At 52.1% G+C, this 12,724-nt stretch carries 10 protein-coding genes, 1 pseudogene and 1 riboswitch; of the genes and pseudogenes, 6 read left to right on the top strand and 5 right to left on the bottom strand.

Features of this window, described 5'->3' with window-relative positions; all coding sequences use genetic code 11:
• Positions 1 to 29 precede the first annotated feature (29 nt).
• Both GOB58_RS03645 and GOB58_RS03650 read left to right on the top strand, forming a co-directional pair.
• Positions 30 to 1,430, top strand: a complete 1,401-nt coding sequence (locus GOB58_RS03645) for an ammonium transporter (protein ID WP_369822929.1) — start codon at positions 30 to 32, stop codon at positions 1,428 to 1,430.
• Between the two features lie 111 nt (positions 1,431 to 1,541).
• Positions 1,542 to 2,048: a hypothetical protein gene (locus GOB58_RS03650; protein WP_173559379.1), complete on the top strand. Its 507-nt coding sequence runs from the start codon at positions 1,542 to 1,544 to the stop codon at positions 2,046 to 2,048.
• Positions 2,049 to 2,050: 2 nt separating this feature from the next.
• On the opposite strand, the gene GOB58_RS03655 is transcribed toward GOB58_RS03650, so the two are convergent.
• The 3 genes from GOB58_RS03655 to GOB58_RS03665 are packed head-to-tail and all read right to left on the bottom strand — an operon-like array spanning position 2,051 to position 4,997.
• Positions 2,051 to 3,034, bottom strand: a complete 984-nt coding sequence (locus GOB58_RS03655) for a retroviral-like aspartic protease family protein (RefSeq protein ID WP_173559380.1) — start codon at positions 3,032 to 3,034, stop codon at positions 2,051 to 2,053.
• A gap of 5 nt (positions 3,035 to 3,039) precedes the next feature.
• On the bottom strand, positions 3,040 to 4,002 hold the full coding sequence (gene pip / locus GOB58_RS03660) for a prolyl aminopeptidase (protein WP_086635888.1): 963 nt from the start codon (positions 4,000 to 4,002) through the stop codon (positions 3,040 to 3,042).
• Positions 4,003 to 4,037: 35 nt separating this feature from the next.
• Positions 4,038 to 4,997 carry a tyrosine recombinase XerC gene (locus GOB58_RS03665; protein ID WP_086554619.1) on the bottom strand — a complete coding sequence of 320 codons (960 nt, stop codon included), beginning with the start codon at positions 4,995 to 4,997 and terminating at the stop codon, positions 4,038 to 4,040.
• Between the two features lie 113 nt (positions 4,998 to 5,110).
• On the opposite strand from GOB58_RS03665, the gene GOB58_RS03670 reads away from it, so the two are divergent.
• Positions 5,111 to 7,372, top strand: a complete 2,262-nt coding sequence (locus GOB58_RS03670) for a primosomal protein N' (protein ID WP_173559381.1) — start codon at positions 5,111 to 5,113, stop codon at positions 7,370 to 7,372.
• A 63-nt stretch (positions 7,373 to 7,435) separates the two neighbouring features.
• Here GOB58_RS03670 and GOB58_RS03675 read toward each other — a convergent pair whose 3' ends face one another.
• Positions 7,436 to 8,902 carry a mannose-1-phosphate guanylyltransferase/mannose-6-phosphate isomerase gene (locus GOB58_RS03675; protein ID WP_173559382.1) on the bottom strand — a complete coding sequence of 489 codons (1,467 nt, stop codon included), beginning with the start codon at positions 8,900 to 8,902 and terminating at the stop codon, positions 7,436 to 7,438.
• 463 nt (positions 8,903 to 9,365) lie between these two features.
• Positions 9,366 to 9,737 (bottom strand): preprotein translocase subunit YajC, encoded by a 372-nt coding sequence (yajC, locus tag GOB58_RS03680; protein WP_173559383.1) that lies wholly within the window; start codon positions 9,735 to 9,737, stop codon positions 9,366 to 9,368.
• 182 nt (positions 9,738 to 9,919) lie between these two features.
• On the opposite strand from yajC, the gene GOB58_RS03685 reads away from it, so the two are divergent.
• The 3 genes and pseudogenes from GOB58_RS03685 to metZ all read left to right on the top strand — a co-directional run bounded on the left by GOB58_RS03685 (position 9,920) and on the right by metZ (position 12,713).
• Complete coding sequence (locus tag GOB58_RS03685; RefSeq protein ID WP_173559384.1) at positions 9,920 to 10,813, top strand: ATP-binding protein; 894 nt, start codon at positions 9,920 to 9,922, stop codon at positions 10,811 to 10,813.
• A 5-nt stretch (positions 10,814 to 10,818) separates the two neighbouring features.
• A pseudogene (gene mutT, locus GOB58_RS03690) lies at positions 10,819 to 11,235 on the top strand (8-oxo-dGTP diphosphatase MutT); the annotation flags it as partial.
• 77 nt (positions 11,236 to 11,312) lie between these two features.
• Positions 11,313 to 11,392: riboswitch (SAM riboswitch) on the top strand.
• 118 nt (positions 11,393 to 11,510) lie between these two features.
• Positions 11,511 to 12,713 (top strand): O-succinylhomoserine sulfhydrylase, encoded by a 1,203-nt coding sequence (gene metZ / locus GOB58_RS03695; RefSeq protein WP_173559386.1) that lies wholly within the window; start codon positions 11,511 to 11,513, stop codon positions 12,711 to 12,713.
• Positions 12,714 to 12,724: the final 11 nt, after the last annotated feature.

Genomic DNA, 12,724 nt, shown 5'->3' on the forward strand with positions numbered 1-12,724 from the left:
GTATCTTTCTTCTAAGGAGAGTTGTCACCATGTCTTCGCAGTTTCGCATGGTCAGGCCTGAATCTGTCAAACTGACTACACGCTGCCTTCTGCCAGCTGTTGCTGGTATTTCTTCTCTGCTTTACAGCGTGACACCTGCTCATGCGGCTGATGCTTCACCGGCTATTGACACCGGTGATACAGCATGGATGCTGACAAGCACGGTTATTGTCCTCATGATGACAATTCCGGGGCTGGCTCTTTTTTATGCCGGCATGGTGCGCAAGAAAAACGTTCTGGCAACCCTCATGCAGTCTTTTGCTCTGTGCTGCATTATCTCCATTGTCTGGATGGTTGCCGGTTACTCCCTGACATTCAGCAACGGAACAGCCTGGATCGGTGGTTTTTCACGTCTGTTTCTTAATGGGCTGGGTGAGCACATCCATAACGGCACCGATATTGCCTTTACGCTGGGAGCAGGAACAGCCGGGGCAACCCAGATGACGATCCCTGAGAGCGTCTATATGCTGTTTCAGATGACATTTGCTGTCATCACCCCCGCGCTGATTTCCGGCGCATATGCTGAACGCATGAAATTTAGCTCCATGTGTGTTTTCTCCATCCTGTGGTCATTGCTGGTATATACGCCTGTTGCTCACTGGGTCTGGAGCCCGGCTGGCTGGCTGGCTGGTCTTGGCACTGCTGACTTCGCCGGCGGCACTGTTGTGCATATTAATGCTGGTATTGCGGGCCTTGTCTGTGCGCTTGTTCTCGGGCACCGCAAAGGCTACGGCCATGACGACCTCTCTCCTTTCAACCTGACATACGCCATCATCGGCGCTTCTCTGCTGTGGGTTGGCTGGTTTGGCTTTAACGCCGGTTCAGCTGGTGGCGCTAACGGCCGTGCAGGTATGGCTATGGTCACAACACAGGTTGCGGCAGCAGGTGCTGGCGTTGCCTGGATGCTGATGGAGTGGATTTTCAAAAGCAAACCAACTGTTCTAGGTATTATTTCAGGCGCTATTGGCGGTCTTGTTGCCATCACACCGGCAGCTGGCTTCGTGCTGCCAGGCAGTGCTCTGATTATCGGCCTGATTACGGGTGCAGTTTGTTTCTGGAGCGCGACCTCTCTCAAGCACATGCTTGGATATGATGACAGCCTTGATGCCTTTGGCGTGCACGGTGTTGGCGGTATCCTTGGTGCGCTGCTGACAGGTGTATTTGCTTATGGCCCGCTTTCAGCAACAGATGCTAACCCTGCAGGCATTACCGGTTCATTCCATCAGCTGATCATTCAGGCGGAAGCTGTGGGTGTAACCATTCTGTGGTGTGGCGTTATTTCTTTCGTCCTGCTCAAACTGATTGATGCCACTATGGGCCTGCGCGTTTCGAAAGAAGAAGAACAGGAAGGTCTTGATATGTCTCTGCACGGAGAGCGCATTAACATCTGATCTACCCTCTTTAAACCTTAACCGGTTGTGGTTATGCTATAATAGACTGGCCACGACCCCGGGGTAGCATAGGGTTTACCCCGGCGTGGCTGATTTGTTCTGGGGTTTAATATGATATCTCCTTCTCGGATCACCATCGCCGCCCTGGCTCTGAGCTGCGCTGCTACGTTTTCTGCTCCTGCAGCTCATGCTCTGAGCGCCAGAGAATGTCATCAGAACTTCTCAGATGCCCGCAAAGCTGGAACAGCTGCCGGCCAGAGCTATAAAGAGTTTAAGGCGGCACATTGCGACGCCTCTGCAGCTGAAAAAACTGCACCGGCCACACCAGCTGCTGAAACCTCTGCTGCTCAGACTGCAGCCCCGGCTGATAAAGCTGAAAAAACCACTGAGAAAAAAGAAAAACACTCAGCTGTTACAGCAGCCACTGATTCCAGTGCTGTATTTCCAACAGCAATTGCTCCGCAATATGCCAAGCTGCCAGCAGGTAAAGCACGCATGAAAACATGCGTTGACCAGTACAATGCTAACAAAGCAGACGGCCACAATGGATCACTGAAATGGATTCAGAAAGGTGGCGGCTATTACAGCCTGTGCAACAATCGTCTCAAAGGCGAATAAACTTACCGATGCGTCTGGTCTGTTTTTACAGGCCGGAGTGACGGCATAATGTAGAGCTTACCTGAGCGATATGAAAGCCACACTCTGTGTGCTGCAAACCAGTCTGCTCCCAGCAACATGTCTGCATTATCTTTTAAAGGGGAAACAGTCAGTACAGGCTGTTTCTCCTCTTCCAGCCCATATTGCAGGCTGTTAAATTTATGCCAGTAATAACGCTGCTGACGGCCATCAATACCACTTGTCACACCCCCGGGGTCAGTTGCCAGTGTCTGAGCCGAAAGACCTGTTCTTAAAGCTGCCGCCTCAGAGACAATACGCGAGCGCGCACCGCTATCAACGAGAGCTTTCACAGGCATACCATCAAGAACGAGCTGTACTGACACACGCCTCCCGTCAAACTGCACAGGTAAGGCTCGGTAAATAACATGCCATCCCTCCGGGCCATCACAGCCCGATGAAGGGGCAGCGGGCTGCCATAAATTCAGCCAGCCTTCAGCAACATTAAACTCGACATCATAGCGTGAGAGAAGATCTCCCCCGACCAGGCCTTCAACAGGCGGCTGTGTTACAGGTTTACCAGGTAAATACCCGACCGGCACGGATAGAGGGCCTGTTTCGACCCCTCCGACCTTCAATGACCGGACATGCACATTAGGCACCAGCCGCTGCCCGCCGCCGGTGCCCTGCACCACCGTGTGCATCCCTTTATCAAGAGGCAGGCCCATCGCATCAGCACCATCGGGAGAGATCAGACTGCCCTCCGAACCGGTATCCATAATCATACTCACCGTATGACCATCAATCTCTACCGGGCTAATGAGAAATCCACTTTTGTTATAAAGAGGAACGTGCGCCAGCAATGTGTGCCGGCACACATGATCCGCTGCATAAGAGGCGCCCCCCCACATGACAGTGATAAGGCTGACGCCGGCACAAAGACTTCTCAGAGCCCGGTACGGTCTGACACCTGATGCTAAAGGGCGCATAATGTTCAGCTCAGTTCATGGGCAAAGCGCTCTGTGGCCCGCAGCAAAGCATTGAGAATACCCGGCTCTGAAAGCGCGTGGCCTGCCGCATCAATCAGATGAAACTCGGCCTCTGGCCAGGCTTTATGCAGCTCCCATGCCGTGCGTGCTGGTGTCGCCATGTCATAACGACCCTGCACAATAACTGCCGGGATATGCCTGATACGCTCAACATCACGCAAAAGCTGCCCTTCCTCCAGCCAGCCACCATGAACAAAATAATGATTTTCAATGCGTGAAAAGGCCAGCGCATAATCATCTTCCTGATGTTTACTTTCAATATCGGGGGCAGGCAAAAGAGTTAACGTACTCCCCTCCCATACGCTCCAGGCAATAGCAGCCTCAAGCCTTACTGCCTTATCTTCAGAGGTCAGGCGCCTGCGATACGCCGCCATCAGATCACCACGTTCTTCCGGCGGGACAGGTGCCAGAAATTTCTCCCATTTATCAGGAAAAATCCACGAAGCACCTTCCTGATAGTACCACAGAAGTTCGTCACGTCGCAGCGTGAAAATACCACGTAACATCAGTGCGGTAACACGCTCAGGGTGGGTCTGGGCATAAGCCAGCGCCAGAGTAGACCCCCATGACCCGCCAAACACAGCCCATTGCTCAACATTACACAGCCGGCGCAGACGCTCGATATCAGCCACAAGGTGCCATGTTGTATTATTTTCAAGCGACGCATGCGGCTTAGAGCGACCACACCCGCGCTGATCGAAAAGCAGAACCCGATAGCGGGCCGGGTCAAACAGCTGCCGCTGCGCAGCATTACAGCCCCCGCCAGGACCACCATGCAGAAAGACGACCGGTATTCCCTTTGGGTTTCCACATTCTTCCCAGTAAATCTGGTGTCCTTCCCCGGTATCAAGATAGCCATGAGCATAAGGCTCGATAGCAGGCCAGGGAGCGCGAAACGTGCCGGACATGTCTGTGTGATCCTTTTTTAAAAAGAGAAAAAATCTTATGAAGTAGTATGCGCTCTTGGATGTGCTTTACGCCAGACCTCAAGCAGCCGTGCTTCATCAGCCAGAGTATAGTGCTGTGTTGTTGAAAGGCTGGCATGCCCGAGAAGCTCCTGAATAACGCGCAGATCAGCTCCCCCTTCCATCAGATGCGTCGCGAAAGAATGTCGCAGAGAATGAGGTGTCGCATCCTCAGACAACCCGGCAAGGGCGCGCCATTCGCGCATTGCTTTCTGGGCAACACCGGCCTGAAGTCGTTTACCCCGCACACCAGGAAAAAGCGGTGCAGCCCCCCCCTGCGGGTCAGGGTGAACCTTTACCCATGCTTCCAGCGCGCCCCGAACCTGCGCCAGCACCGGTATAAGACGCTCCTTACTGCCTTTACCTTTGACTTTAAGAATATTACTGGCGCGCACCAGACCAATATCTCTCACATCAAGATTAAGCGCTTCAGAAATACGTAACCCACAGCCATACAGCAGCAAAAATAACGTGCCATCGCGCTGACGTGCCATGTCTGTATGTGCGCAGTCACCAATGTTCTGCGGCACAGCTTTCGCATCTTTCACGCTTAGCGGGCGCGGCAATGGTTTTTTTGTACGGGGTGTGGCCAACAGGGTCACAGCTGTATTCTCCACCCCCTGACGCTTTGCAAGATAGCGAAAAAAAGACCTCACAGCTGATACGCGCCGCGAGCGGGTACGGGCTGCACGATCAGGTGTATTTTTACGCACCGATGGCCTGACCGGCTGCACCCGCTCATGAGCAAGCCAGGCCCGCATATCCCGCAGACTGATTTTACCAAGCCCTGCCATATCGGGCAGACCGCCCAGATGCTCCGTCATAAACGATAAAAAACGTTTCAGATCATTGCGATAGGCTTCTATTGTCAGGGGGGAAGCCCGACGTTCTGTCCCCATCCAGAGTAAAAATGCCTCAGCAGCTTCTTCACCTGTCATTTTGCCTCTCTCAGCACAGATCTCCTCTCACATTTTGCGACAAGTCTCTTGTCGTGCACGATGTAAGGGGGCACTCTGCACCTTTTCTAACACAGGCCCCGTAAAAAGAGACCATGAAATCCGCTTCGCTTTTTTCGACCTTATCAGAGACACTGGCTGATGTCGCGCAGCCACAGCAGCGGGTTTCTGTTTTATTACCGATGCCTTTTAAAGGGCCATTTGATTATCTTTCTCCGCCCGATATCACACTTAATCCCGGAGATATTGTGCTGGTGCCCCTGGGGCGGCGACAAAAAACCGGTGTCGTATGGGAAACCTCATCAGACCTGCCCCCTGACCTCGCACCACCGGCAGAACAAAAAGACAGAACAGACACATCACGCCTTAAAGAGGTTGCTGAGCTTCTCGAACTTCCTCCTTTATCGGCTGACCTCCGGCGCTTTATTGACTGGGTTGCAGCCTATACGCTGACACCACCCGGCATGGTTATGGCCATGACACTCAGGCTGCATATGCACGGTGTTACATCAGCCGGAACCGGATGGCTACCAGCAGACACCATACCTGCTGACTTACGCATGACCCCTGCCCGCCAGAAGGTACTCGACCTGCTGCGCAAAGGCCTGCCACAAACAACGACTGACATCTCAGCCGCTACGGGCGTCAGTGCAGGAGTTGTCAAAGGGCTGGCTGATGCCAGAGCCCTGAGAGCCATTAAGCTGGAACCCGAATGTCCTGTAGAGGCACCCGACCCCGGCTATCGCCTGCCGGTATTAGAAGCAGAGCAGGCCAGAGCCACCACAGCACTACGTCAGAGTGTTGAGAAAGGCGGGTTCTCGGTTACGTTACTTGAAGGGGTCACAGGATCAGGCAAGACCGAAATTTACCTTGAGGCTATTGCTGCCTGTATTGAGCAGGGTAAGCAGGCTCTCATTCTCCTGCCTGAAATTGCTCTCTCTGCACAATGGACAGAGCGCTTCATTCGCCGGTTTGGTGTCGCTCCTGCAATCTGGCACTCAGACACCGGGCAGCGTATGCGCCGGCTCACCTGGCACGCCACTGCAAATGGTAATGCTTCAGTTGTAGTGGGCGCGCGTTCTGCGCTGTTTTTGCCGTTTGAAAAGCTTGGCCTTATTGTCATTGATGAAGAGCATGAGACACTCTACAAACAGGAAGAAGGCGTTATTTACAACGCCCGCGACATGGCCATTGTACGCGCACGCCTTGTGCAATGCCCGACAGTTCTTGTTTCAGCCACACCCAGCCTGGAAACTCTGGTTAATGTGCAGTCCGGCCGTTACAGGCACCTGATGCTCCCTTCCCGTCACGGTGGGGCAACAATGCCAGAAACCCGCATTATCGACATGCGGGTACATCCACCCGAGCGCGGACGCTTTATTTCTCCCGCTCTGACAGAAGAACTCTCTGCCACCCTTGCGCGGCAGGAGCAGGCAATGCTTTTCCTGAACCGGAGGGGATATGCCCCGCTAACCTTATGCCGTGCCTGTGGGCACCGTATGGAGTGCCCGCACTGCACCGCATGGCTGGTAGAGCACCGTGCCCGTAAACGCCTGTGCTGCCACTACTGCGAATATTTTGAACCTGTGCCCGTTACCTGCCCGGCCTGCCATGAAGAAAATACTCTGACATCAATTGGCCCGGGCATTGAGCGTATCACTGAAGAAGCACACGAACTTTTCCCTGATGCACGCATTCTGGTCATGGCCAGTGATACCCTCACCAGCCCGACGGCTATAACCGAAGCTGTCACGCGTATTTCAAACCGCGAGATTGACCTGATTATTGGCACACAGGTTGTGGCTAAGGGGTGGCACTTCCCTTACCTGACGCTGGTCGGTATTGTTGATGCTGACCTGGGGCTGAGCGGAGGTGACCTGCGGGCTGGCGAGCGCACATTTCAGCTGCTGCACCAGGTAGCAGGGCGAGCAGGACGTGCCAGCGCACCCGGACGGGTATTGCTGCAAAGCTATACGCCGGAGCACCCGGTGATGAGTGCATTGCTTTCAGGTAGTCAGGACCGTTTTATGGCACAGGAGGCCATGCAGCGTCAGCCAGGTTTCTGGCCGCCATATGGCCGGCTGGCCGCATTAATTATAAGCTGTGAAGATGCCGCAAAAGCTGACGCTGTGGCAAATGCCTTCGGGCGCATGGCCCCCTATGGTGAAGGTATACAGGTACTAGGCCCCACACCGGCCCCGGTTGCCGTGCTCCGCAACCGCCACCGCCGCCGTCTGCTGCTGCGCACAAAACGCACCATTGCCCTGCAACCCATCTTACACCGCTGGCTTGATATGGTGAAACCAGACCGCAACGTCAGAATTGATATTGATATCGACCCTGTTTCATTTTTATAAGAATTTAAAGGTCATGAACAGGTAATATTCAGAAGTAACATAACCTCATGCGTGTATAGCCGCTTAATTACGACTATACACATCTTCAACTCTTACAATATCATCTTCACCCAGATACGAACCAGACTGAACCTCTATCAGTGTCAAAGGAATGTGGCCTGGGTTTTCAAGCCGGTGCAGGTCACCCAGAGGTAAATAAATACTCTCATTTTCACGCACGATTAACTCTTCTTCTCCACGGGTAACAAGGGCTGTCCCCTCAACAATCACCCAGTGTTCGGCACGATGATAATGCTTTTGTAAAGAAAGCTTCTGCCCCGGTTTCACAACAATTTTCTTCACCTGGAAGCGATGCCCCTGCGTCAGCGCCTCATAATGCCCCCACGGACGATAGGTCATCTGATGGCTGTCAGCTTCAGGCATATCATTTTTCTTCAGCTGCTGAACAAGAAGTTTGACATCCTGAGCCCGGTCTTTTTTTGTAACCAGAACTGCATCCTGCGTGGTAACGACTATAAGATCGTCAACGCCAAGAACAGCGGTAAGAATACCATCTGTACGAACATAAGACCGCTGCACATCTTCCAGCATAACGTTACCATGCGCTACGTTACCTGATGCATCCTGCGGCCCCAGCTCCCACAAAGCATCCCAGCTGCCCACGTCTGACCAGCCAAAGCTACCAGGGACAACCGCGGCCATATCTGTCCGCTCGGCCACTGCGTAATCAACTGAAATATCAGGAGAGCGACAAAAACTTTCCGGCTCCAGCCGCTCGAAATCCATATCACTTTTACGATTTGCAACAGACTGTCTGACACAGGCAAAAACTTCGGGCTCATAGCGCTCTACTTCAGACAAAAACGTTGCTGCGCGAACAACAAACATACCTGAGTTCCACAAATAGCCACCCTGAGCGAGAAAAGACCGGGCACGTGACGTATCTGGCTTTTCAACAAAACGCCCGACCTGAAAGACATCTGGCATATCAGGCAAGGCTTCGCCCTGCTCGATATATCCATAACCGGTCTCAGGACGGGTTGGCGTCATACCGAAAGTAACCAGATATCCTTTTTTTGCAGCTGTAATTGCACTACTCAGCGCCTGGTGCAGGCTCGCTTCATCCTGAATGGCAGCATCTGCTGTCATAATCCACAAAATAGCATCCGGGTTATGTTCAGCCACAATAAAAGCTGCGGCTGTAATTGCAGGCGTGGAGTTACGTCCCTCTGGCTCCAGAACAATACGGGCATCCTGTATGCCTGCATCACGCAACTGCTCTGCGATAATAAAACGATGCGCATCGTTGCAGACAACAACCGGCCCGGCTGTTCCTTCAGCCTGACCACGTAATGCTGTCTCCTGCAAAAGTGTCTGCTCAGTCAGCAGCGGCCAGAATTGTTTGGGAAAGCTCTTCCGTGACACAGGCCACAACCGGCTGCCAGCTCCCCCTGAAAGAATAACAGGCACGATCGCATGCTCTGCACTATTCATTTTTTGTAAAACAGAAGGACTTGGACTCTTAGCCATATATTTTGTTCCAGACACACTTCCGAGACTAAAAATTATATTTCAGCCCCTAAAAACGAGAATAATTTTAACATCTATTACTCTTACAGAAAAGAGAATGTTAATTACTTACATCTTATTATATTATATAATTTTAATTTTATTCTTAGGTAAAAAGAACAGGAGGTAATATCTTCCACAAATTATGGTCAGTTCTGCCACATTTAGTAAGTTATGATGCCTGCCTGAACATCAGCCACTCTGAGCAACCATATTTATTGGTCTTCAGGCCCTCACCTGGTGGAACAATGCGACCATTCTTCCTGCCTGACATATAAAAAATAATTATAAAATTATGAAAGAATTATTAATCAGGTATAAATTTTAATATAAAAATATACAGCAGCTGAAAATGAAAATGCTCATAATAAAAGCGGGCTGTCTGACAACCCGCTTTTTACTCATAAATTACAAAATGTTAAAATTATTTCTTCACTGCTTTAGGTTCGTCATTTGCAGGTTTCGCACTGCTGGTCAGAACACTTGAAATAGTTTCACGCACGATCATCACACGCACACCAGGCGCAATTTCAACTTCAACCTCGTTACTGTCCTCACGGCTTTTCTGCACTACGCCAACCACACCACCGGCCGTTACAATACGGTCACCACGACGGAGCTGCTTTTGCTCATTACGCAGCTGCTTCTGACGCTGCTGCTGTGGGCGTATAAGCAAAAAATACATAATGGCAAAAACAGCCACAAACGGCAGAAATGAAATAATATTTGACATGCCACCGCCACCACCACCGGCTGTTTGTGCGTAGGCTGTAGAAATAAAGAAATCTGACATCAAACTCTGCTTTCACCAGTAAGAAACTATTTTACCATTAATGAACGGGCAAACTTTTCCCATTCCGGGCAGCTCCGTCAAGCACCTGTGTGCAGACCCGCCCTTTTCTCATGATGGCATCTACCCTATTTCTGACTTTTGTGCTCAGGAAAAATAACACCCACCAGACAGAGGAACCCTATGCCATGACATTTCCTCCCTCTCAGCTCCCGGCTCTGGAGCGTATTGCTGCAGCACTTGAGCGTCTTTCCCCTCCGCCACCGGTACTCTCCGACCTTGATGAAGCAGATGCCTTTATATGGGAACCACAGTCTGGCAGGTTACGCCCCGTTCTGCGCGTTGCTCATATATCTGCCACTCTGCTGCAGGGCGTTGAGCACCAGCGTCAGACCTTACTTGAAAACACACAGCATTTTGCCGCTGGTCTGCCCGCTAACAATGCCATGCTGTGGGGAGCACGTGGCATGGGCAAATCGTCACTGGTCAAGGGTATTCACGCTCAGGTCAACCAGAAGGAAGGGCACCCTCCCGTGCCGGGCCAGGGTGCCCTGGCATTGATTGAAATTCAGCGTGAGGATCTGACAAGCCTGCCTGAGCTGCTATCCCTGCTGCGGAGCAGCACCCGGCGCTCCATTATTTTCTGCGATGATCTCTCTTTTGAGAAAGAAGATCGTGATTATAAGGCACTCAAATCCGTGCTTGACGGTGGCATTGCCGGCCGCCCTGAAAATACCCTGTTTTACGCGACGTCTAACCGTCGCCACCTGATGCCTCGTGACATGATTGAAAATGAGCGTGCCTCGGCCATTAATCCGTCTGAAGCGACAGAGGAAAAAGTGTCACTCTCTGACAGATTCGGGCTGTGGCTTGGTTTTCATGCCTGTACACAGGACGTCTATTTCGACATGGTGCAGACTTACGCAAAAGAACGCGTGCTTGCCATCAGCGATGATGAACTTAAAGCTCAGGCCAGTGCATGGGCCGTGACACGCGGCAGCCGCTCCGGTCGTGTTGCCTTTCAGTTTATCGAAGATCTTACAGCCCGCCTTGCCTCTCACTCATCAGAGCACACAACATGACCACCGCCCCTCACTCCGCACCACGCAAACTCCTGCTTGTTTCTGCGGTTGCCCTTATTAATGAAAACCGGCATGTGCTGCTGGCTCAGCGCCCCGAAGGCAAATCACTCGCCGGGTTGTGGGAATTCCCAGGTGGAAAAACCGAACCAGGCGAATCCCCTGAAGCCACGCTCATTCGTGAAGTGGATGAAGAGCTGGGACTACATATTTCAGCTGACAACATCACCCCCCTGACTTTTGCCTCACACAGCTATGCTGACTTTGACCTGCTCATGCCACTTTATCTGTGTCGCACATGGCAGGGCATTCCCCATGGCCGTGAAGGGCAAAACATCGCCTGGGTACCGCTGACAGATTTATATGATTACCCCATGCCACCGGCTGACCTGCCGCTCATCCCGTTTCTTCAGAAGTTTGTTTAGCACTTTTGTTTCCCGGCTTGACGAAACACCAGGAGATTTGCATAAATTACGGTGTCAGACGCATAATAACTTTATATGCACCTGACCCTCGGGATTTGTACGGCCGGCTTGCGCCGAGGTAAAAGAAACGCGCTAAAGAGGCTCTGGGCAAAGGACTATCTGCATGCCCATGGTTTCTGAGGTCATCAACGAATCAGGCGTGACTGAAACCGAACCTGTTTTTACCCCCGGTTCTCTTTCAGTCATTATGAACAGGTAAGAACCGGATATCTGCCATGAGTATTAAAAAAACGCCGTCAGCCTGGCGTCAGGCAACCCGACTGCTTCACGCTGAAGCAGAACGTACCGAGTTTGGCGAAACCAGCGAGGCTCTCTTTCTCACCTCAGGCTTTATTTATGATAATGCTGAACAGGCAGCCAAAACCTTTACCGGTGAAGTGCAGCATTATCAGTACAGCCGCTTTGGCAACCCGACTGTTGCCGCTCTTGAACGCCGCCTGGCAAACCTTGAAGGGGCCGAAGCCTGCGTGGCCACAGCCACAGGCATGGGAGCTGTTTCATCCGCTCTTCTGGCGCACGTCAAGGCCGGAGACAGAGTTGTAGCCTCACGCGCGCTGTTTGGCTCATGTCACTGGATTGTTTCAGCACTGCTGCCACGCTACGGTGTAGAGACCATATTTGTTGATGGCTCTGACCTCTCAGCCTGGGAAGAAGCTTTGTCTCAGCCTGCTGCTGCGGTGTTACTCGAGAGCCCGTCGAACCCCATGCTCGACATTCTCGACATCCGCGCCATCTCAGCTCTGGCACACAAAGCCGGGGCTCTGGTTGTCGTTGATAATGTCTTTGCCTCCCCGGTTTATCAGAAACCTCTCGAACTGGGTGCTGATGTCGTCGTTTATTCGTGTACAAAACATATAGATGGCCAGGGCCGGGTTTTAGGTGGTGCTGTTCTGGGCCGCAAAGACTGGATTACTGAAACCCTTCAGCCTTTCACACGCAACACAGGCAATGCGCTCTCTCCTTTCAATGCATGGGTCATGCTTAAAGGACTTGAGACCCTCGTTCTGCGCGTTGATGCTATGACCCGCAATGCAGCGGCTGTTGCTGACTATCTGGCCCAGGCCCCTGGCATTTTGCAGGTCCGCTATCCGGGCCGTAAAGACCACCCCCAGTATGACCTGGCCAGAAGCCAGATGAGCGGGGCTGGCAGCCTCATTGCCTTTGAGGTGGACAAAGGGCAGAAAGGCGCTTTTGCTTTTATGAATGCCCTTGAACTGATTGCCATCTCAAACAATCTGGGAGACAGCCGTTCTCTCATCACACACCCTGCGACTACAACTCACATGAAAGTTGGTGCTGACGAACGGACCCGCCTTGGCATTTCTGATGGTGCCATCAGGCTTTCAGTCGGCCTGGAAGACAGCGCAGATCTGATTGATGATCTCGCACGTGGCATAGCACAACTTCAGAAAGCCTGATTTTACCCTTC

The sequence above is a fragment of the Acetobacter thailandicus genome, from assembly GCF_011516655.1.
GTDB lineage: Bacteria > Pseudomonadota > Alphaproteobacteria > Acetobacterales > Acetobacteraceae > Acetobacter > Acetobacter thailandicus.